This window comes from Paenibacillus sp. J22P218, from assembly GCF_056269195.1.
Map to the genome: position 1 here is coordinate 1,063,436 of NZ_JBWDNL010000001.1, position 22,371 is coordinate 1,085,806.

At 48.6% G+C, this 22,371-nt stretch carries 13 protein-coding genes and 1 riboswitch; of the genes, 11 read left to right on the forward strand and 2 right to left on the reverse strand.

Annotated elements, in window-relative coordinates; genetic code table 11:
* Positions 1-60: 60 nt before the first annotated feature.
* The 3 genes from AC0YN0_RS04315 (at position 61) to AC0YN0_RS04325 (ending at position 8,659) form a co-directional block, all read left to right on the forward strand.
* The gene (locus tag AC0YN0_RS04315) at positions 61-1,590 is read left to right on the forward strand and encodes a glycoside hydrolase family 43 protein (protein WP_475820160.1); all 1,530 of its coding nucleotides are present in this window, start codon (positions 61-63) and stop codon (positions 1,588-1,590) included.
* A 32-nt stretch (positions 1,591-1,622) separates the two neighbouring features.
* Entirely contained in the window at positions 1,623-3,131 is a 1,509-nt protein-coding gene (locus tag AC0YN0_RS04320; protein WP_475820161.1) for a glycoside hydrolase family 43 protein, read from the forward strand.
* A gap of 428 nt (positions 3,132-3,559) precedes the next feature.
* Positions 3,560-8,659 carry a hypothetical protein gene (locus AC0YN0_RS04325; RefSeq protein ID WP_475820162.1) on the forward strand — a complete coding sequence of 1,700 codons (5,100 nt, stop codon included), beginning with the start codon at positions 3,560-3,562 and terminating at the stop codon, positions 8,657-8,659.
* Between the two features lie 234 nt (positions 8,660-8,893).
* Here AC0YN0_RS04325 and AC0YN0_RS04330 read toward each other — a convergent pair whose 3' ends face one another.
* Positions 8,894-9,763, reverse strand: coding sequence for a dihydrodipicolinate synthase family protein (locus tag AC0YN0_RS04330; RefSeq protein WP_475820163.1), 870 nt, complete (start codon positions 9,761-9,763; stop codon positions 8,894-8,896).
* Between the two features lie 181 nt (positions 9,764-9,944).
* Between AC0YN0_RS04330 and AC0YN0_RS04335 the strand changes: the two genes are divergently transcribed.
* Positions 9,945-10,961 carry a sigma-70 family RNA polymerase sigma factor gene (locus tag AC0YN0_RS04335; RefSeq protein ID WP_475820164.1) on the forward strand — a complete coding sequence of 339 codons (1,017 nt, stop codon included), beginning with the start codon at positions 9,945-9,947 and terminating at the stop codon, positions 10,959-10,961.
* A 42-nt stretch (positions 10,962-11,003) separates the two neighbouring features.
* Here AC0YN0_RS04335 and AC0YN0_RS04340 read toward each other — a convergent pair whose 3' ends face one another.
* Entirely contained in the window at positions 11,004-11,894 is an 891-nt protein-coding gene (locus AC0YN0_RS04340; protein ID WP_475820165.1) for a diguanylate cyclase domain-containing protein, read from the reverse strand.
* 726 nt (positions 11,895-12,620) lie between these two features.
* On the opposite strand from AC0YN0_RS04340, the gene AC0YN0_RS04345 reads away from it, so the two are divergent.
* The 7 genes from AC0YN0_RS04345 to AC0YN0_RS04375 all read left to right on the forward strand — a co-directional run bounded on the left by AC0YN0_RS04345 (position 12,621) and on the right by AC0YN0_RS04375 (position 22,360).
* Positions 12,621-12,842 (forward strand): hypothetical protein, encoded by a 222-nt coding sequence (locus AC0YN0_RS04345; RefSeq protein ID WP_475820166.1) that lies wholly within the window; start codon positions 12,621-12,623, stop codon positions 12,840-12,842.
* Between the two features lie 104 nt (positions 12,843-12,946).
* Positions 12,947-13,975 (forward strand): endo-1,4-beta-xylanase, encoded by a 1,029-nt coding sequence (locus AC0YN0_RS04350; RefSeq protein ID WP_475820167.1) that lies wholly within the window; start codon positions 12,947-12,949, stop codon positions 13,973-13,975.
* Positions 13,976-14,224: 249 nt separating this feature from the next.
* Positions 14,225-14,312: riboswitch (cyclic di-GMP riboswitch) on the forward strand.
* 94 nt (positions 14,313-14,406) lie between these two features.
* Positions 14,407-16,095 carry a pyridoxal phosphate-dependent decarboxylase family protein gene (locus AC0YN0_RS04355; RefSeq protein WP_475820168.1) on the forward strand — a complete coding sequence of 563 codons (1,689 nt, stop codon included), beginning with the start codon at positions 14,407-14,409 and terminating at the stop codon, positions 16,093-16,095.
* Positions 16,076-17,800, forward strand: coding sequence for a methyl-accepting chemotaxis protein (locus AC0YN0_RS04360; protein WP_475820169.1), 1,725 nt, complete (start codon positions 16,076-16,078; stop codon positions 17,798-17,800). Before AC0YN0_RS04355 ends, AC0YN0_RS04360 begins: the two co-directional genes overlap by 20 nt.
* A 95-nt stretch (positions 17,801-17,895) precedes the next feature.
* Positions 17,896-18,711 carry a helix-turn-helix domain-containing protein gene (locus AC0YN0_RS04365; RefSeq protein WP_475820170.1) on the forward strand — a complete coding sequence of 272 codons (816 nt, stop codon included), beginning with the start codon at positions 17,896-17,898 and terminating at the stop codon, positions 18,709-18,711.
* Positions 18,712-18,792: 81 nt separating this feature from the next.
* A complete protein-coding gene (locus AC0YN0_RS04370) occupies positions 18,793-19,746 on the forward strand; it encodes a proline dehydrogenase family protein (protein ID WP_475820171.1) in 954 nt (317 codons plus the stop codon).
* Between the two features lie 310 nt (positions 19,747-20,056).
* Positions 20,057-22,360, forward strand: coding sequence for a helix-turn-helix domain-containing protein (locus AC0YN0_RS04375; RefSeq protein ID WP_475820172.1), 2,304 nt, complete (start codon positions 20,057-20,059; stop codon positions 22,358-22,360).
* The last annotated feature ends 11 nt before the right edge of the window (positions 22,361-22,371 follow it).

The window sequence follows — 22,371 nt, forward strand, 5'->3', positions numbered from 1 at the left end:
CGTATGTTGGCTAGACTGGTTGGGTGATGGACAATTCAGGTATACGAAGGAGAGCTGGAAATGGACAGGACGACAATTACGAATCCGATTATCTGGGCAGACGTTCCGGATCCGAGCGTAATCCGTGTGGGGAGCACGTACTATATGGTGAGCACGAGCATGCATTCGATGCCCGGCTGCCCGATTATGAAGTCTGAAGACTTATTGAACTGGGAGCTCGTCAATTACGTCTATGATACTTTCGAGGATAACGACGCTCATCGTTTGCTAGACGGCAAAGGCATCTATGGCAAAGGCTCATGGGCTGCCAGTCTACGATATAACGATGGCAAATTCTATGTCTGCTTCTCGAGTCTGGATATGAATCAATTTTATATTTATACGACGAGTGACATTGAGAACGGCAAGTGGGAGCGCAACGTCATTCAAGGACTGCATCATGATCCAAGCATGCTTTTCGACGATGACGGCCGTGTATTCGTCTTCCACGGCAATGGGGATATACGCATTACGGAGCTGACTGCGGATGCAACGGCGATTAAGCCTGACGGGGTTAATCAACTGCTGCTTGAGACGGAGCGAGCAGGAATTATGCTTCGTGCCGAGGGCTGCCATGCGTACAAAATAAACGGCTACTATTATTTGTTCTTCATCGATTGGCCGAGCGAAGGCAATAAGCGCCGCAGGCAGCTGTGCTACCGGTCGCTAAATCTGCTTGGTCCTTATGAGCACAAATTAATGCTCGATGATCATATGGATTACCGCAATAACGGCATTGCGCAAGGCGGCATCATCGATACGCAAGATGGAGATTGGTATACGGTGCTGTTCCAGGACCACGGAGCCGTTGGCCGTATTCCTTGCGTTGTGCCGGTTGCTTGGGAGAACGGTTGGCCAGTCTTGGGTCAAGACGGCAGAGCGCCGCAGACGTACGAAGTGAAGCTCCCGAGCACGTTGCCAAAGCCTATTATCATCAGCGATGAGTTCGATTACGATGCCAATCGGCTGGAACTTAATTGGCAATGGAATCATAATCCTGATCCGGACAATTGGTCGGTCACGGATCGTTCGGGTTATTTGCGCCTCACGACAGGACATCTTGCCAATAGCGTAGAGTTTGCCCGCAATACATTGACGCAACGAACAGAAGGTCCAGCTTGCATCGGAACTACGGTACTGGACGTAGCCAACATGCAGCCGGGCGACCGTGCAGGATTAGCGGCGCTGCAATTCGTCTTCGGCTCAGTCGGTATTCAGGTTGACGATAACGGCGACCGTTACGTAGCGATGAGCGTCAATGGAAGAGCGGATGGCAGTGAAGGCGAGATAACGGTCGAGCGGACAAGATACGAGGGAACTCGGATCTATTTGCAAATCGAGTTCCAATTCGATGATGGCGATCGCGAGGACATTGCACACTTCCGGTACTCTTCGGACGGTGAGAACTGGCATTCAATTGGCGGGCCGCTGCAGTTGCATTACAAGCTGGAGCATTTCATGGGCTACCGCTTCGGGCTCTATAATTACGCTACGAAGCAAATCGGTGGATTCGTCGATTACGATTACTTCCATTATAAGAAGCTTGATTAATTATTACGCGCCAATGAGGGGAGTGTGCTTGCATGAATTATAATAACCCGGTTATAAGCGGATTCCATCCTGATCCGAGCGTGTGCCGTTATGGCGATGATTATTATCTCGTAACGAGCTCCTTCGAATATTTCCCTGGTGTCCCGTTATTCCATAGCAAGGATCTCGTGAATTGGACGCAGCTTGGCCATGTTCTAACAAGGCCGGAGCAGCTTGATCTGAGCCGCGCGCCAAGCTCCGGCGGCGTATTCGCGCCAACGATCCGCGAGCATAACGGCAGATTCTACATGGTGACGACGAATGTTACCGCTGGCGGCAACTTCTTCGTGCATACGGATGATCCGCGCGGACAATGGTCGGACCCGATTTTCGTAGATCATCCCGGTATCGATCCCGAACTATTCTTCGATGAGGATGAAACGGTCTATTTCACATCTTCATCCAATCAAGGCATTTATCAAAGCAAAATTGATGTAAAAACGGGCCGGAGGCTGTCCGAACCAACATTCCTATGGACGGGAACAGGCGGCCAGTATCCCGAAGCGCCGCATATTTATCGTATCGGCAATTGGTACTATCTGATGATTGCCGAAGGCGGCACCGAGTACGGCCATATGGAAACGATCGCGAGAAGCGAGCGGCCAGACGGGCCTTATGAAAGCTGTCCGCATAATCCGATCTTGACCCATCGGAGCTTGCTAAAGTCCATTCATGCTACGGGGCATGCGGATCTTGTCCAGACGCCCGAAGGAGATTGGTGGGCCGTATTTCTAGGCATTAGGCCTCACGGTTATCCGAACAAACACCATCTTGGCAGAGAAACATTTCTTGCTCCCGTCAACTGGACTGAGGACGGCTGGCCGATCATTGGCGACAACGGGACGGTAAGCGAGACGATGCCGGCAGGCAATCTTCCGCTGCAACCAGCAGCTGTTGTGCCGGTTCGCGAGCATTTCGAGTCTTCGAGCCTTGCTCCATGCTGGAACTTTATGCGTTCGCCTAATCCGGCTAATTGGTCGCTGGGCGAGAAGGAAAGCTGTCTTACACTGCGGGGCAACGAGACGACGTTGAATGACATCGGAGCGCCAGCCTTCGTCGCTAGAAGACAGCAGCACTTTGTTTGCAGCGTGTCTGCGCATATGGCGTTTGAGCCGCAGCGTGATGGCGAGGAAGCGGGAATTACGGCATATATGAATGACCGTTTTCATTACGAAATTGCCGTGACGATAATTGCCGGCGTCCGCAAAGTTATTTTCCGGAGAAAGTTGGGCAGCCTCCAGGCAATCGAAAGCGAAGCTCCTTGGTCTTCCGATTCGATCGTGCTGCATCTGAAAGCGACTCAGGGGCAATACGAATTCGGTTTTTCCGATGGTGTAGGAGCGCCTTTTTGGTTCGGCTGTGGCGAAACGTCCCTGCTATCGACTGAAGTGGCGGGCGGATTTACGGGCGTGCTGTTCGCCTTGTACGCAACAGGCAACGGTAAGAAATCGGAATCTCCCGCACATTTCGACTGGTTCGATTACGAAGCGGTGTACGAATAACGTTGATTCATGTTATGGAGGTTGAAATTCCTTTACATTTCGAATTATAGCTTCCGAGGTCAATTAACGACAGCTGTTTCCATTACATTATATGCAAGGAAAAGGGGCGCCCGAGGTCTTCAATGATGGCTTTTGGGTTAGCTCCTTTATTACGTTTCATAACTGAAGATAAGTACCTACCCAATTCATATCATAGACGCTGGATTCGTATAATGCCGATTGCAAGACGTCGGTTTGATTCGGATACATAACATAAGAGACAAGGCCGGAGCCCTTCATACCGCTCCGGTCTTATTGCGCAGGCTTTTTTATAGAGAATTATAGAGTTTTCTAGTACTACCACTTTTAGGTAGACCCAATAATTTCCTTCGTGTATATTGAAATGGTAGGAACGATTCTAATGAACTGGTAGAGGATGAGAGAGATTCATGAATGTAATGTTCAATGGAAAGCTATTAAAAAAAGCGCTAGTATCGCTGCTATTTTTCTCTTTATTGCTGCAAGTGCTGCTGCCGACAGGCAATAATGCCGCATACGCCGAGAGTGCCTTGGCAACAGAGGGTGACACAAGCTTTGTTACAAAAACAGATGCGCACGGAAATGTATATGCCCATAGGTCGGATATTTCTCTTCAAAACGACGATGTCCCTGAACAGCGTGACAACGGCCTTAGTAATAAGAATGCGAACCGTTTGACGGACGGCGAAGAGCAGCTTCAGTACGAGATTGTAACAGACGAGGATGGTCAGCAATATTCGTTGCCCGCCTCGGTTGGCTCTCGCATATCCGTTGCTCCAACCGACAACATGCAGTCGTTGCAGCAGCAATCCGAGCCGCCGCCGCCTCAGTACGAGGAGGATTACACCGTTTCCGAGGAGAACGGGAGACGAGTATTTAGACCGAGGGATGAAGCAGACGATGCGTTCATGTCAACGCAAATCGATTTGCAAGCATCGGGCCGTTCCGTTGCTACGTCTAATGAAATCGTTGAGTCCGAATCGACGGGCATCGAGCTTTTGATCGAAGGGGCTCAAAGCGCAAGCGGCCATTTGGATGTGTATGCTTTCAACGGGATTGCTTATGGCCTCGTATACGACGAGCAATATGAATTAACGATCACAGATGAAGGACTTATTATTCATTTCCCGAAATTGAATTGGAATAAGTGGGACAAGTTCTATATTGTCGGATATACGTGGTCGGATACGCGCAATCATTTTGCCCAAAAGGTAGAGCTTTCGGATGTTGGCAAGACGATCACAGTTGCATCCTCCAAATACAGCGCGGTTCATGCCGAAATTGCTGCCGCCGGCGAGAGTTTGGAAGAGCAGTTACTGGCATTCACGCTGAAGGATGAGAACGGGGTCGCAGTAACGCCAATCGAGCTGTCGGAAGGCGACAAGCTCAGCCATGGTCAGTACAATGTACAGTTCAATGCGAGCGATGCGGATACGTCGTATTTGCTATTCAAGAAAAATGTAACGGTAAGCGGAGACGAGACGATCGTAACGTTTGGTCAAGAGGAAATGTCACTCATTCCAGTTACGCCTGAAGGATCGGGCTTGAAGCTGAATAATTTCGCGGTTATTACTTGGGATGGTTACAATATGATCGCGACCGCCAACGCGGAAGGAAAAAGCTATATTGGCGTTAGTCCGTTCATTTACAACTCGATAGATATGCAATATATGTCGGATTCCGGTTACAGCTATGAATTTTACAAATCCATATTCAACCCGGTCGTAACGCCGAGCTTGGCTATTGATTTGGATTTGAGCTTAACATTTAACTTGAATCGGACGAATTTTTTGCTGGGAGAATCGATTTTCGTTTTTCCATATATCCAGGACGGGCTGGGACTTATGACCTTGAGTCACGTAATGGATGAGGACTCTCAGGATGTTCCTCTCGAAATGGTGTTTAAGAAAGTGAACGAGGTATATAGCTCAACAGTTTTGTCTAACAGTTACTTCTCGGAAGTGACGATGCCGGATGAGCCTGGCGACTATGAATTGATAATCAAGTTGAGAGACGATTTGCCGGTTAAGGCATCTGCTAGCAAGTCTGTTAAGGTTAAGGCTGCAGATTTATCTTTTCTTTTACCTGATCTATCGGGGGATTTGAGCGTCGTTTCTGCTACCTTGTCCAAGAAGGAGTGGGAAGAAGACGGCACGGAATATAATTATAATCGGCAAAGCATTTCCTTTGGCGCGATTCAAACGGAGCAAGGTGTCAGTGTTAGCGCATTAACCGATCTGGAAGGCTGCGAGTCATGCTACGTTACGATTGAAACGAATAAATACAATATCGTTCAACCTGTCTCGCTTAAGGATAAAGGCGTACCGATAGTAATAGACTTGGAACGTCTCGCTCCTCTGTCTATGGATGTGCCGTTTGCGGATGAAAGCTTCGAGACGGACAACATCGCATTGTCCTACTTGGATGAGAACGATAAAGTAATTTCGTTTACCGCGTCGACCAACACTCTGTTGACTACGCCGGGGCGATATCATATTCAGTTGAATGGATTTGACAACAGTCATGCCTACATGCTCTTTAAGCAAAATATTGCGATAACAGGCAGCGGCGCTTCGATTTCGTTTCCTAGATCAGAGACATCGAGCCTGCATGTCCAAATTGAAAATAATTTTTTAAAAACAAAGTCGTTTTTTCCTATATTATCCGATGGTGTTGTGTATGGTTTGAGTTTGGGTGGCAGGACAGACGTTTACATGACGAATAACAACTACCGAATGATATTTGAATTAGCGGACGAGAACAATTGGCAGTATAGATTTCACCCTATGACAGTAAACGTCCAGGGCGATCGGGTATTGCCGTTCGGCTCCTCGTTCAGCATCCAAGCGGATCTGTACGAAGAATATTTGGTAAATGAGATGATGTACCCCATTTCAGTTATTGATCAGTATGGAAATCAGCTTTCGCAGCTGTACAATTTTGGTTTGGATACGGAAGCGATGCTTCAAGTGTCGATTGAAGATGAAACAGGTCAGGTCTCAACGCAGTCGGCGGAGCTGTACACTTGGTACATTGATGCGCCGGATCAGCCTGGGCGGTACAGCCTTACCTTATCTGTGAATCATTCTCCGATAGCGATTCAGCCTTTGACTACAGAGGTTACCATTACATCGTTTGAACAATCGATGCTGCGTTTCTTTGTACCTGATGAAGGAATTACAGAGGCGGATGTCAGGTACGGCTACAGCAGGGAATATCAATACGGTAGTGCCATTCTAAATGCTTCTGTAACGCCGGTTGAAGGCGGAACGGTAATCGAAGTTTACAACGACTATTGGATGGAAGACGCCGAGCAGTTCATTGCCATAAGCACGAATAAAAATTTGTTTAAGCTGCCGATAAGCGAGGCGCAAGTCGGAGATCTCATTCCAGTGGATACGAGCAGTTTTGTGCCTGTAACGACAATTGTGCCGAACACGGGAGCAGGCTTCCGAATCGAATCGCAGACTTTCAGCTTTTTGGATGCTTACGGCAACGCGGTAGCAGCTTTGAACCTGTATCCGGGGGCTAAAATCCAGCAAGGCGTTTATCATGTCCAGGTTAACGCTCAAGATAACGACAAAGCTTTTATGCTGTTTAAGCACAATGTAACGGCGGGATCGGTTGGAGCAAGCATTGTTTTTCAAAAAAGCGATATGGCGCTGTTAAAGCCGCAAATGGCCGATAAAAATATGCAAATCGAATGGTTTGGCGCCTTTAATTGGGATATGTACGCGACCGTGTATTACTTGCGATTGGATAAGCTGAAGCCTATTTATTTAACCAAAAATCTATATACCTTCAACTTCCTGTTCAAGCAAAGCGGTTGGAAATACGGCTACTCGAGCCCGTATACCGACTTCACAAAAGATTTGACTTACAAGATGGATTCCAAGCTTAAAGCAAAGCTGTCGCTGCGCAATAAATACTATGAAGCAGACACGTATTTGGACTATCCCGACTCCAACACTGTGTACGACAGCTACAATAATCGAATTTATGAACTGACTCCGCCAACCTATGAAAGTATCTTAGCCTTTGATTATAAAAACAGGTTGACAGGCGAAAAAATAACGATTCAGTCAGATTACATCGGCATGGCGTTGAGATTTCCCGAGAAGGACGGCATTTACGACCTGACCTTCCGCGCAAGCGGTCCAGTCAAGATAACACCTGCAACGGCTATCGTCAAAGTTGGAGCAGGACCGGCTGTCACTAGACTTACGGCTTCGAAGTCCTCGCTGACATTGGAGGGTTTCGGCTCGACTAGCGCCGTTACAGTTATGGCCTACTACGCGGACGGAACGAAACGCGACATTATTTATGACGGACAATGGGGTACGGATAATGATCAAGCAGCGGTTGGATCATACAACGGCGTAATTTACGCCACAGGTATCGGCAAAGCCAACGTTACCGTGACCTACAAAGGGAAATCGCTAACGATTCCGGTCACCGTTATCGAGAAGCAGGCAACGAAGCTGACGGCCTCGCCAACGCGAGTAGCGGCTCGTCCAGGAGCCGATAAGCCGGTAACGCTGACCGCAACGTACAAGGACAAGACACAGGAAGAAGTGTCCGGCAGCGCCAGCTGGTCTTCCTCCAAGCCGGAAATCGCTGAGATGGTGAACGGCAAGCTGGTCATTCGCGACTACGGTCAGGCGGTGTTGACAGCGGATTATCGAGGCAAGCGGGCCACTGTTACGATCGATTCGAGCGTAAAGAGCTTAACTGTCGGAGCAGGCAAGCAAGCTAGCGTGAGAGCCGTCTCGCTGCTGCCTGGCGATGAGCTTCAGCTGATTGCCAAAGGCATGTTCAGCGACAGCAAAAAGGCGGAGGATGTTAACGGCATGGTTATATGGTCCGTTTCCGATTCCTCGGTACTGAGCGTCGAAGCAGGACTTGTCAAAGTGAAGAAGCATGGAACGGCGACCGTAACGGCCAAGCTTGGTCAAAAGACTGTAGTCATTACGTTTAATGCGACGGTCAACAAGCTGACGGCAGCTATTGCCAATAAGACGATTAGCAAATCCGTCATATTGAAGCAGGGCGACAAGAACCAAGTGCTGCTGACTGCTGCGCTGGCGAGCGGAACGAGAGATGTTACGAATGCGGCGAAATGGACCGTGCTCTCGGATACGTCAAGCAGCGGGACGATTACGCTGGACAAGGGTCTTATTACAGCGACTGGAATTGGCAAAGCGACGTTAACGGCCGAATACGGGGGGAAAACGGTTACGATTGTCGTCGATACGACGGTGAAGTCGTTGGTGGTAGACAAAAAAGCCGTTGCGTTGAAGTTGGGCAAGACCCAAAAGGTGAAGCTTACGGCGACGATGGCCGATAACTCGAAGCTCGATTTGACGAGTCTTGCGTCATGGACGTCGGTGAGCCCTGAGATCGCAACCGTTGCCGGCGGTATAATAACCGTGCATAGCATTGGCCAAACGACGATCAGCGGAACTTACGGAGGGCAAACAGTGACGATACCAGTAACCGTGACGAAATAATAGATAGCGACTAGACGCCGCCTTGCAGAAGGCGGCGTTGCTGCATTGTGGGCGGGCAATGCGTTGATAACAATCATTGTTTTATCGGGCGAACAACCGCAAGCGGTTGTTTCACACGCTAATCTACTTGCCTTTCTTGATCGGTACCAGTATCGCTTTCGCGATTCTGTGGCAGAACATTATGGGGCGGGAAGGATATAAACTCTGTTATAGCTACTGTTCTCCAGCACATTATTATTGGATTTCCTTAAGCAAACCGACTTCCTCAGCGGTCAATGGAGTAAGAGGCTCGCGGCATGCAGGCTTGATGTAACCCTGTTCTGCGAACAAATGACGAATGACTCTTACCCATCCGATCTGTCCCAGTTTCTCCAATACCGGTTGCAGTCGCTTCAGCTCCGTATCGGCAAGTTCATGTTGTCCTTCTCTTAAGTGAGCAACGATGGCATTCATCTCGTTCGGATATAAATTTCCGGCAACGCTCGTAAGGCCGTCGTACCCTTTCTTAAAATAGTCGACAATCGTCAGGTCTATGCCGGAGAACAGCTGGAGCTTGTCGCCAAGCATGGCGCGTATGCGCTGAGCCTGGCTTAAATCGCCGGTTTCTTTAAGCGCGACAATTTGCGGGAATCGGTCGACTAGTCTAATCAGTGTGTCCGGTTCGAGGTTAAAGCCAGTACGAATAGGATTGTTGTACAGCATAATCGGCAGCGAGGTCGCGGAACATACGGACTCGACATACAATTCAGCTTCCCTCTGATTCGGACGTACATACGGCGGAAAACCGAGCATAATGGCGTCGATGCCTGCTTGTTCAGCCTCCAATGCGAGCTTTACGGCTTCGCGGGTTCGTACGGCTGCTACTCCGGCATACAGCGGTAAGTTGCTGCGAGCAGCGCGTTTGACGGTCCGGTAGAGATGAATTCTTTCCTCTATCGACAATGAATGCTGTTCGCCGGTCGATCCGCTTAAGAGCAGAGCCGGTACTTGATTCACCTCATAATATTCAAGCATGCCCATAATGCCGTTCTCGTCTATGCGCTCATCCTCGTCAAAAGGCGTTATCATGGCAACGCTGTATGGCAGAATGGTTTTCAAATCCATAGTTAGTCACTCCTTTGCTTCTATTCATACTTGCTTTCGAATTCGTTGTCAATCTATTGCTTTCTATAACCGCTCCATATTTTTGTATAATAGAAGAAGAGTAGAAAATAATTTTTGAGATCGCGACGGTTTTTTCAATGAACTCCCGTCTTATATATAGATCGATTTGAGGAGGAGCAACTTGTCTGTTACGGATGCAGAGTTGGTGGGCAGGGCGTGCAAAGGCGATAACGAGGCATTCAGCGATTTAATCGGCAGATATGCGAATGCGGTGTACGGGGCAGCGTACGGCAAGCTAGGCGATTTCCATAGGGCGCAAGATATTGCGCAGGAAGTGTTCGTCAAAGCTTTCAAAAAATTGTCCAGCATTAAAGAACCCGACAAGCTGGGCAGTTGGTTGTACGCGGTTACGAATAGGGAGTGCTTGGACTGGTTGAGGTCGAGCAAAAACGAGTCCGTATACGACCCGGCACATAACGAGAATATGCCGCTGCATGAAATGCATGAAACTGCCGAAGATACATGGCTGAGGAAAGAGCTTCGAAACGAGGTATGGCAAGCGCTTAGCAACCTGACCGAAGCTAACCGTACGGTCACGATTCTCTACTACATCGATGACTATAAGATCAGGGAAATCAGCGATTTCCTCGGTCTGTCTGTTGAAGCGGTGGAGAGCAGACTTCGCCGATCAAGAACGTTATTAAAGAAGGAGATGCTCAGCATGGTAAACGAAAATCTGAATCAGAATAAGCTGAACGATGAGTTCAAGAAGAAGGTGTTTCAGGACGAAAGAATGCCCGAAACACAATTTCGCCGCGTGGCGATGGGCGAGAGCGATTTTGACGATATCGACATGAATAAAACGAAGTTTGTCAACATTAATTTAGAAGGCGCTAGCTTCGATAATATCAATATGAGCAAAACCGTATTCCACGATATCAACATGCATCAGGCCAAATTCATTGAAGTAGGTTTGTGGGATATCGAGATCGGCAACTGCGCAATGGGGGGTGCTTACTTTCACGATATCGGGCTGAAGGGCAAGAGCAATACGTTCGAGAACTGTGAATTAGCAGGAACATCCTTTACAAACTGCAATCTTTCCAATGTGGAAATGAAAGACTGCGACATATCGGGACTTAAGATTAATGGGATATCCATTCAGGATTTGCTAGAGAATTATTCGAATAACAAATAAGAACGGAGGCCCTCATCTAATAGGAAGGGGGCCTCGCAATTTCTAAAGGTTGTACGATTCGATAGCGATCGAGTTTGGTCCTTTTTTCCGCGCTTCATTAATGGTTTCAATAGATTCTTCGATGACCTTACGAATCTCCGCAATCGTTCTGACAGAGCCGACTAAAGCGCCGATATAACAACCCATTTGCTTCGGACAACCGATGCTATTGAAATCAAAGGCTATCATATCATCGACTATGGACTGCGCGACATGAGTGATCACTTGGTGATTCGCGATTGCGAATACGATGAATTCATCGCCATCAGCACGGCCGATAGCGGCCTGAGTTAAGCCGGCACGGACATTGGCTTCAATGATTTGATAACAAGAGGCAATGACGTTGTCCCCTACCTCGAAGCCGTAATCGTCGTTCACCTGCTTGAAGTGGCTGATATCGAAGCGAAAGACGGAGAGGCTATCGTCAGACGAACATGAGGCTGTGATGCCGGCGGCTGCCTCCAGAAACATCTCCATATTGGGGATGTTTTTTTTGATTTCATGCGCTGCAGACTGCTCGATATGCAACAAATCTATTTTTTTATCCATATCAAACCCTTCTTTCTCGATTATAGTGATAAGCCGATCAATTGCGATTTTCTTCTGAATGTGTTCATTAAGCAGCGATGAAATTTCGATCCGCTTACGAATCAATTGATGAACGATGATGCTACTATCTACAGGTCCGTTTATCATTTCTTTGATTTCAGTAAGGGAGAAGTCTAGATTTTTGAGAATGACGATCCAATTCAATAAATGGGATTGGCTCGGATCGTAGGAACGATATCCCGTTTCAGCATCGATCGCCGACGGCTTCAGCAGACCGATCTCGTCATAGTGACGCAGCATTTTAGCAGTAACGTTGTTTTGTACGGCGAATTCACCAATTTTCAATCGATGACACCCTTTCATAAAGAACTCCGGCCGGAATTGCTTAACCTAACGATAAACCCTCCCCCTATGGGAAAGTCAATCTATATTTTGGCAAAATGCGGTATATTAATAGAGGATGCATGAATAAGGGGGAACAATGATGAATGAAATAAAGCACCTAATTAAGAGTCCAACAAGGACAGGGACCGTTGTAGGCATGATTGCCATTATATCGAGCCAATCTTTTCTTATGTTGAGATCTTGGGATCAGCAGGGTGTGTTTTACACATTGCTAACGAGTATTATTCTTTGTTTAGTTGTATTGTTTCTCGCATTGTACAGATCGTTTATCAAGAAACCAAACGAGTTGCGCCTATCCGACGAGAGAATTATAGTGAATGGTCATGTCGTTCATTCAAAGGATATTAAAGTGATTATGACCTCAGGCTACTTTAAACCTGTGATCGGGTTATTGACTTACAATAGGAAGATTGTCTCTATGGACATGGCATTCCGATATTTTGGGGATGAAGATCGAGGTATCTCGGATCTAAAGAACTGGGCACAAACGAACAACGTAAAAATGGTCAATAAATCGTTTCAGACGTGGATATAGAGAAAATGAAGTATTTAAGGCAGTCGGTCTAGAAAGAACGGCTGCCTTTCTCTGCTGAGTGGATGAAGTGAATAAAAGAAATAGAGATAGGAAATCAGTAGGTAATCCTTAGGGAAAAAGAGGGATTACGGATGGAACGGACATTACAAAGCTTCTCGTCAATCATTAAGGATAGACTGAACGATGCAGCTGATCTCGTTATAAAAACATATAAAGTGCAAGAACGAATCGAACTAACCTCCATGTATTTGTGCTTAACGGATCAAAAGCTGGTCGATGAATTGGTCATAACAGGCCTATTAACGCTGCATTCCCCGCTGAAAAATGGTCAAAATCCTTCTCAAGTAAGATAAGCGTTTCCTATACTTCGACGGGTTGTTTGCAGCGCATGCAAGGTCTAAACTATACGCGAGCAACGATAATAACCGATGGATAGAACGAGGAGGAGCAATCATTCATGAATCAATCCACATCAGCACAAACACCGAAGCTGCACGAAGTGTTCGGACGGCAATTTCGAATCGGCGCAGCCGTTAATCCGAGAACGCTGGTCTCGCAGCGCGAGCTGCTGGCGCAGCATTTCAATAGCGTAACGGCGGAGAATGAAATGAAGTTCGAACGGCTGCATCCGGCCGAAGATCGGTATACGTTCGAGGAAGCGGACCGCTTGTTGGAATTCGCAAAGTCAAACGGTATGGCAGTCCGAGGCCATACGCTCGTATGGCATAACCAAACGTCCGATTGGGTGTTTGATAACGGCTCGGGCGGCTTAGTTGATCGCGACACACTGCTTGCACGAATGAAAGTGCATATCGAAACGGTAGTTGGGCGTTATAAGGGACAAATCTACGCATGGGACGTTGTGAATGAAGCAGTGTCTGACAGCGGAGAGGAGCATCTTCGTCCGTCCAAGTGGCTGGACATTATCGGCGATGATTTTATTGCCAAAGCGTTCGAATATGCGCATGCCGCTGATCCTGACGCGTTGTTGTTTTACAACGATTATAACGAGTCCGTACCTGAGAAGAGAGAGAAAATCTATGCACTCGTCAAATCGCTTAAGGAGAATGGCGTGCCGATCCACGGGGTAGGACTGCAGGCGCATTGGAACTTGACACATCCGACGCTGGACGATATTCGTGCAGCCATCGAACGATATGCTTCTCTTGGACTGCAGCTGCATATTACCGAAATGGACGTATCGGTCTTCGCGTTCGAAGACAGACGCACGGATCTGACCGCCCCTACGGCTGAGATGATGCAGCTCCAGGAGGAAAGATACGGCGAGATGTTCCGGTTGTTCCGGGAATATAGCGACGTACTGACAAGTGTTACATTCTGGGGAGCAGCTGACGACTATACGTGGCTGGACGGATTCCCGGTGCGGGGACGGAAAAATTGGCCGTTGCTGTTCGACACGAAGCATCAGCCGAAAGGCTCGTACTACAAGGTGATTAGCCAAACGGAAGATGCGCTTGAAGGCTAATAGCGATTGAGAAGATGGCAAGCTGGAGCCGGCATGAGTCGGAGCCAGCTTGTTTGCTTTGCATAGACATATTGCACCAAATATAATCGGTCGACAATATCGGTCAAAGGAAGATTGTGACAAAATGATGATTTCTTAAATAAATTAACGAAATCTATACTTCAAATCTATTGATATCTGAAATGTAAAATAGTAGAATGTTCCTATTCGCTGTAAATGTTTACTAATTGTATCGGTGAACTATCCTAAAATCACATAATGCAAATCCGTCGAAAGACGAGAGACGCAAAGCTATAGGGACTACTTCTCAAAAAAGAAATGTCAGCCAGTTGCAAAAGGTTTAGCAGAGGCATGTCTATGGTCGTCCATAGACATGCCTCTTTGCTTACAACAAAAAAGAGATAATAACGAAATAGGAGAGAGTGGAGACAATGAGCGAGCAAGAGATGAATATCCGGACCTTATTTCCAAGCGACGACGGCAACGAGCGACAACGAGACGATCTTATAGCACTATTCAGGCAAATCGTAGAAGGGGTCGATGCTTTAAAGGATCCCGATTCCGTTAATTTAAAAGGAACGAAAGATAGAGGAGCTACTTTCTATCAGGATTTGACGAAGAACAGCCGCATTCCCGTTAGCGGAAGCACGCAAAATGAAGTGAACGGCGAGCTGCTCAAGCTTCTGCACGGTCATCCTTACCATACGAAATACTTTTTGACTAATATTTTGCCCATGGCCAGCATTCCAGGCATCATGGGAATGCTCACCGCTTTTATGGTGAATGGCAATAACTTGTGGGACGTATACGGACCTGCCGGAGCGGAGGCTGAAGTCAGAGTCGTTGCCATGATGTCGGCACTGATTGGTTATGAGCCTACGGAAAGCGGCGGATATACGACTTGGGGCGGGCAAGGGGCCATCTTTACGGGACTTCGGCTAGCCATTAATAAATATGACGCCAAAGCTGCAAAAGCAGGCGTACCTGACAACTTGTTTGCCTTCTGCTCGGAAGCGGCCCATTACAGCCTGTTCAAATCGATGGAAGCAACGGGGCTGGGCAGCAATAATCTGATTAAGATCCGTACGCGAGAAGACAGCTCCATGGATGTTCGGGATCTCGAAGAGAAAATGGAGAGCGTTATTCAAAGCGGAGGCGTCCCTGTGTACATTGTGGCAACGACAGCGACGACGGATGCGATGGGCATAGATAATGTCGAGGAAATCTTGGCTGTGTCAGAGGAACTAGCGACAAAGCATGGCATTCAAAGGCCGCATATCCACGCGGATTCGGCGCTGGGCGGATTTTTTGCCTTCTTTAACGATTACGACTTTGAAGGAAATCCACATAAATTCGATGCAGAAACGCTATCGGCGCTTCAAGCGATAAGGGAGAGAATGAAGCATTTGGGATTGGCGGATTCGTTGTGCTTTGACTTCCAGAAGCTCGGTCAAACGCCTTACTCCACGAGCTTATTCCTTGTGAAGTGGGCATCCGATCTCAAGCTGCTTGATTTGGAGCCGGATGAAACGCCGTACGTTGGACATCGGGGTTATGGGGATTATCATACGAGCTATACGCTGGAATGCTCTAGAATGGGCAGCTCGATCAGTATTTTAAGCGCGCTAACGGCTTTCGGCATCGAAGGTTATCAGAAGCTGCTCGCCCAATTCGTCGAAGTCAATATAGCGTTCAGAAAGACGTTGGCTGCCGAAGTTCCCGAAGCCGTCATCGTCAATCCTCTAAATCCGGGCATTATCACGCTATTCCGTTTGTATGCGGATCGTAAAAACGGCTATCACGCGGAATACGAAGGGCTTCGCAGCTATGCGGAGATTGAGCGCGAAAATAAGCTGAACGAGCTATTGTTCGAAATTTTGGGCAGAGACCGCGGAAAAATGTTTTTCGGAGATACGAAGAAGCATCTCTACGTGCCAACCGCGGACCGGGCGGGTCAAATTGCGCTGTATGCGGCTAAGTTATTCGTGATCTCGCCGTACACGCAAACTTCAGATGTCGGTGCAATCGTTCACTATTTGAAACAAAAAATCGCTGAAACGTATGCCGCTTATGATCGGCTATCCACGAAGGAGAACAACCATGAAGAAATCTATTCTTAAATTGAATTGGTTCAGAGAACATCTTGCCGTCAAAATCTCGGTCAGCATCCTTCTGCTGCAGGTCGTGACATGCGTAGCCTTTGCTCTATCCGGCTATATGTCGCAGAGCAACCTCTCGGAGAAGCTCCTGGAGCAATTCGATAAGCGGCTCGCGACGGATATTCAAATCGCGTCGAACACGCTTGCAGCCATTCCGGGAAGCGATATTCAACTGACGGGCGCGGACGATCCGAACTACGCGATAATCAAGACGGAGCTCGAGAAGCTCCAGACCGTTCATAGCTTGGAGAACATTTATATTTTGTCCAATACCCAGGATGAAGAACGGATTCTGATTTTGTCGGGCGTCCCTGACGACTTCGGAACCGCTTATCCGTTCACGGATGAAATGAGGGAAGCCATTGCTTCCAAGAAAACGATGTTCAGTCCGATTTACGACGATGAGTACGGCACGCATAAATCAATCTTCGTGCCGCTGACCGATAAATCCGGCACCGTGTACGGCATCTTGGGCATCGATCTCGATGCTTCCGTTGTGCCTGAGACTGCCTCCAGCTCGAACTGGATGACTATTATCATTTCCGTCATCGTCTTCGTTGTCGGTAGCGTGATCGCCGTTATTATTAGCCGAATCATTACGAATCCGCTTCGCAAACTGATGATTGCAGCCGAGAAAGTAGCGGCCGGCGATATGAGAAGCCAGTTCTCGATCGACAGCAAGGATGAGATCGGCAAGCTGGGTGCCGCTTTCGGTATCATGATAACGAGCTTAAAAACATTGATCGAGCAGGTCATCGCTTCGTCCGCGCTTATCGGGGATACGAGCAAGCATCTGAAGCAATCCGTGAATGAATCGACGAATAGCGCGCAGCAGGTGGCCGAATCGACGAGCAAAATGACAGAAGGCATTACGGAGATCGTACAGAGCGTATCCGAAAGCCACTCGAGCATTCATAACATTGATACCGACATCAAAGAAGTATCGGCAGGCATGAAGGAAATTCAAGAAATCGCGTCCGAGGTCCATTCGCAATCGGAGCAGGGGCAAGAGCTTGTCGATCGTACCCTCCAACAAATGGAGACGATCAAGCAGGCGATGCAGCAGTCGCAGCAAGCGGCTGCGGCGCTGGAGACTCGTTCTAATGAAATCGGAGAGATTATCGGCATTATAACCGAAATATCGACGCAGACGAATCTGCTTGCGCTTAATGCTTCGATCGAGGCGGCACGGGTCGGCGAGCTCGGAAGAGGCTTCGCTGTCGTTGCCGAGGAAGTGAAGAAACTGGCTACGCAATCGGCTCAAGCAGCGTTGTCCGTTAACGAGCTCGTCTCGAGCACGCAATCGAACAGCCATCTGGTTAAGCAAAGCATCGAAGAAGGAACGAAGGCCGTCGAGCTTGGCCATTCTTGGATTAGCGGTACCCACCAAAACTTCAAGCATATCTACTCGGGCGTTTCGGAGTTTACTGTCCACACGAACCATATGTCCGGTTCGCTGGAGAAGGTAGAGCATTCCTTCGTACGCATCACGGATGCCATGCAGCAAATTAACGGGGTCACGCAGGAGCAGGCGGCCGGCACGGAAGAGGTTGCTGCGTCCGCGCAACAGCAAAGCGCGTCCATGCAGGAAATATCGGCTGCCATCCAGCAGCTGTCGTCTCTATCGGTTGACTTGAACGAATCGGTAAAGCCGTTTAAGCTGTAGTAGTATCGTTCGAGCACACTGAGCCCTTCCGCCTTCGAGCGGGAGGGCTTTTTATTGCGAACAAACTTTCTGTTAATGAAACGAGGACTCGAAACATGTCTGATGTGACTTTTTACCGCCATGAGGCGCTGCCTTTCTTGGAAGCTAAGCGATGTCTAAAGAGCGATCTAGCGTACCAAAAACATTTTCATGAGGAATATTCGATCGGGTTAATCGATAAAGGCGTAACGAACGCTTGGTGCGACGGAACCATGCACCGGGTCGAGGATGGAAAGGCAATCAGCTTTCCGCCGATGATGCTGCATGCCTGCCAGCCGGAGACGGGAATGGAGTGGAATTACAAAATGCTGTTCGTCAAGCAGGCTTGGTTAGAGCAGCTTGACCTTGAACAGCGGGAGCGCGATCAGCTTCATATCCCGTTTCTATTGGCCGAGGACAAAAACAAAGCCTGCCGCATTCAAATTAACCAGATCATGAATGCACATAGGGAAAACGGCTCGCCGCTTGAGATCGAGACGGCTTTGATTGAGCTGATACATGATCTCGTTAGTCGGAACGCTTCAGATTTGGTGCATGAAATACAGCAAGGCAAGCAGGATCAGAAGTACGTCAAGCTTGTACAGGACTATATGCATGAGCATTTTACAGAGAAGCTAACGATGGAGGAGCTCGAGAACGTAACGGGAATAAGTCGATTTCATCTCATTCGGTTGTTTAAACGATGGAATCATCTGCCTCCGCATGCCTATCAGAATCTGCTGCGCATTAATTATGCCAAGGCCGAATTGATGAAGCGGCGACCGATTGCCGACATTGCAACCGATGCGGGATTTTATGACCAGAGCCATTTTGCGAGAACGTTCGGCAGGATTGTAGGAGCAAAGCCATATTCTTACGCATTGTCATCTTAATAACAAAAAGCAATTTTGTACAATACCGTCATCCCTCTACTCCGTACAATGGAAGGAACTTGAGTAGGGGAGAGATGTTGCATGCACCATGAATCGAATTTGGAAAAACAATTTTCAGCGGCTCTAAAGTCAATCGCTCGCCGTGAAGACCTGAAAGCTTACGTAGAGAGGACACCAGAGCTCTATATGCTGCTTCAGCAGGCCGCTTCTCGGTATGTTACGGGTGAAACCCGACAAGATGGAGTTGCCGCTAGCCGCCGGCTGGCCGGGGAAGGTTATAAGCTTTCCATCGAATATATCGGTGAGAATACGACGGATGCTGACGAGTGCGAAGCGGCTGCAGCGGAGATGAAGGCGCTCATTCAAGATTTGGGTCGGGCCGGACTTCCAGCTCGCGTATCCTTCGATCTGTCGCATATCGGGCTTTCGTTGGATAAGGAGCTTGCATATTCCCATCTGATGGATGTGGCAGCCTATGCCGGAACTGTAGAAACGGAGATTGAGTTATTCATCAGCATGGAAGAGTCCGGCAAGACGGAGGATATATTATCTGTCTACATAAGCGCTGCAGCAACTTATTCGAACATAGGCATTACGTTGCAAGCTCAATTGAATCGAACGCCGCAGGATTTGGAAGCTCTAGCTGATTCGCCACGTCGTGTACGGATCGTGAAAGGCGCTTATCAAGAACCGGAAGACCGCGCCATCCATCGGTCTCCTGCTCTTAATGAACGTTATTTGGAGCTTGTGGAAAGCGCTATTCGCCAAGGCCATCACGTATCGATTGCTACCCATGATGAAGCGATTATGGATGAAGTGCTGAAGAACGGGTGGCTGTCTCATGGCAATGCCGAATTCGAGATGCTGTACGGTATTCGTCCCGAGCTGGGAAGCAAGCTGAAGGCAGACGGGCACACGGTTAGAATCTATCTCCCATATGGCCATGAATGGTATTTGTATCTATGTCACCGGATTGCGGAGTACCCGCCGAATCTGTACCGTGCGGTAATCGACATTGTGGGTAAACGCATTTGAAGCGTGTTTGATATTGAAAAACCGGTCACTTCAGAGTGGCTGGTTTTTTTTATGGGCCGAATATTGCCGTACTATAGGCGATTGCCGTGCGGCAAAGCGGGAAATGGTACGCCTTTAACCGCGATTGTACCTTTACGGAACAGGGGACTGTCGGTATCCTATTCAAGAAGTAGATGAGTTGAGGTTTGCTGCCTAATCCATCATAAGCAACTGTTGCGGGCAGTTGTTATTTTATCTTAGCAGTATTGCGATTTGAGGTATAATTAGTTATGATAGCGCTCTCAATGTTGAACCGGAAGGAGGCCTTGCCTTGCCTAAATATTCACGGGTGTTCAGACGGTTTCTCATCTCTTACATCATTATTCTGATCATTCCAAGCATTGCGGGTTATATGTCGTACAAGACCGCGATAACCGTGACGGAATCCGTCTCGATCGAGAACAGCGTGACGCAGCTCCAGAAGAGCAAGGAGCTATTGGAACGACGTATGGCGGAGGTTGAAGGCTTCACTAGGCAGCTTGCGATCAACCAGGATTTGAACATTTTGATGAATGAGAACGGATCGGGCGACGCGTCCAATGTGTATGGGATTTGGAAAATGATGAGGAACGTCCTCACGTTCGGCCAAACGAATGATTTCCTGAAGCATTATTATGTTTATTTGAGCAACTATAACGTACTCTTGACGCCGGGTTCGGCTTATTTCCGGCCGGAGCATTATTATGAAAGCTATCATTACGAGGATATGCCGTTCGAGAAGTGGAAGAGCACGGTTCTAGAAGGAACTCACCGGAGCGAGATGATGCCGTTAAGCCCGTTCATGGACAATAAGAACGAAACCTCGGTAGTGACCTATATGCAGTCTCTTCCGCTCGACAGCTTCACGGGCACTTCGCCCGCCGTCGTCGTCGTAATCATCGATCAGCAGAAAATTACCGATTTGCTGTCCGGCATTACGGACCGATACGGCGGATGGGTTCATATTTCCGACGCGGACGGACATACGGTTGGCTTGCAGGGTACGGATGAAGCCCATGTCGGCCTGCTATCGGCGGACGACAGCTTCGACGGGGAGAAGCTGAGCCAATTTTACGAAGACGATCTCGTCATTACGATTCGCTCCGACTCGACCAATTGGGTTTACAGAGCCGGCATTCCAAGGCATGTGCTGATGGAGAGCGCGAACCAGATCAAATACATTACGTGGTCCGTAACCGGTGTCGCGCTGTTCATAGGCGTCGCTGCGGGTTTGCTTCTTTCGTACCGGAACAGCGCTCCGATTATTCGGATCGTCGGCGTTATGAAGGAGCAATTCGGGCAAGAAGGTCAATCGGAACGCAACGAATACGATTTTCTTCACGGCAATATTTCGCAGATGCTTACGAATAACAGACGGCTGGAGTCCGAGCTGCATCGGCAAGCGCCGCTCGTGCGAGACGCTTTCTTCAAGCGTCTGCTTGCGGGCGAGTTCCAGACGAGGGATGAAATTATAGCGGCTGCCGTTCAGGCGAACGCCGGATTGACCGGCGATACGGGGTATGTCGGTATTATGCAGGTGAACGGTTACTCTTTGATGGACAACGTCGAGGTTCTGAACGAGCTGAACGCGGCCCGTCTTATTTTGAAGCAGGCCTTGATCGATACCGGAAGCTCGGTCCGCATGACGGATATCGGCTCAGACAAGATTGTATTCCTATTTGCCTATATGGATAAACCGACGGCGGTCGAAATCGGCAAGGATGAAGTGACGATGACGCTGGATCGCATATCGCGGCTTGCTTTCGAGGAGTACCGGATCTCGACGACCGTAGCGCTTGGCGGCATGTTCCAAGCGGTGACGGAAGTGAGCCAGTCGTTCGAGCAGGCGAAGCAGACGCTGGACGTGGCCGTTCATCAGAACAGGAAAGAACTGAGCTGGTTCGAGGATACAAGGCAAGAGAGCTCCACCTACCATTACCCGCTCGAGCTGGAGCTTCGTTTGATCGGCACCGTTCGTGCCGGAGAGCAGGAGGAAGCAGCCCGGATTTTGCATACCATCATTTCGCAGAATACGGTGCATAGGGAGCTTTCCTATGAGATGAAGCAGCAATTGGCGGGTGAAATGAAAGGAACGTTCCTGAAGCTGCTCGACCAGAAGGTATTCATCGAATCGGAATCGTTCGAGGAAATGAAAAACCGAATTATCGCAATCCAGCCGGCAGAGCCGCTGGAAGCGATTCAAGTCGAGCTGGCTGCCGTTATGAATGTGCTATGCGAAGTTGTTCGAAGCCGCAAGAACGATAGCCATACGCGGACGATCGAGCAGATTAAGAATTATATTGAATCGGCCTATACGGATTCCGCGCTGACGTTATATCGGGTAGCCGAGCAAGTGGAACGGCCCGAGAAATATATCTCGCAGCTGTTCAAGGAAGTGACCGGCGTCAATCTGTCTGATTATCTAGAGAACGTAAGGATGGAGCAAGCGGCCGAGCTGCTTCATAACGAAGTATTGACTGTTGATGAGATTGCCTCCAGAGTAGGCTATAACAGTTCGCACTCTTTCCGAAGGGCTTTCAAGCGGGTAAGAGGCGTATCGCCGAGCGTATTCAGACAGTCCGCCCTGGACGGATAGGAGGGAAGCAA

Excerpts from the sequence above, each read along its gene's own strand:
- AC0YN0_RS04370 (WP_475820171.1), top strand. The coding sequence starts at position 18,793 with ATGCACCATGAATCGAATTTGGAAAAACAATTTTCAGCGGCTCTAAAG.
- AC0YN0_RS04350 (WP_475820167.1), top strand. The coding sequence starts at position 12,947 with ATGAATCAATCCACATCAGCACAAACACCGAAGCTGCACGAAGTGTTC.
- AC0YN0_RS04360 (WP_475820169.1), top strand. The coding sequence starts at position 16,076 with ATGAAGAAATCTATTCTTAAATTGAATTGGTTCAGAGAACATCTTGCC.
- AC0YN0_RS04365 (WP_475820170.1), top strand. The coding sequence starts at position 17,896 with ATGTCTGATGTGACTTTTTACCGCCATGAGGCGCTGCCTTTCTTGGAA.
- AC0YN0_RS04355 (WP_475820168.1), top strand. The coding sequence starts at position 14,407 with ATGAGCGAGCAAGAGATGAATATCCGGACCTTATTTCCAAGCGACGAC.
- AC0YN0_RS04330 (WP_475820163.1), bottom strand. The coding sequence starts at position 9,763 with ATGGATTTGAAAACCATTCTGCCATACAGCGTTGCCATGATAACGCCT.
- AC0YN0_RS04320 (WP_475820161.1), top strand. The coding sequence starts at position 1,623 with ATGAATTATAATAACCCGGTTATAAGCGGATTCCATCCTGATCCGAGC.
- AC0YN0_RS04325 (WP_475820162.1), top strand. The coding sequence starts at position 3,560 with ATGAATGTAATGTTCAATGGAAAGCTATTAAAAAAAGCGCTAGTATCG.
- AC0YN0_RS04315 (WP_475820160.1), top strand. The coding sequence starts at position 61 with ATGGACAGGACGACAATTACGAATCCGATTATCTGGGCAGACGTTCCG.
- AC0YN0_RS04345 (WP_475820166.1), top strand. The coding sequence starts at position 12,621 with ATGGAACGGACATTACAAAGCTTCTCGTCAATCATTAAGGATAGACTG.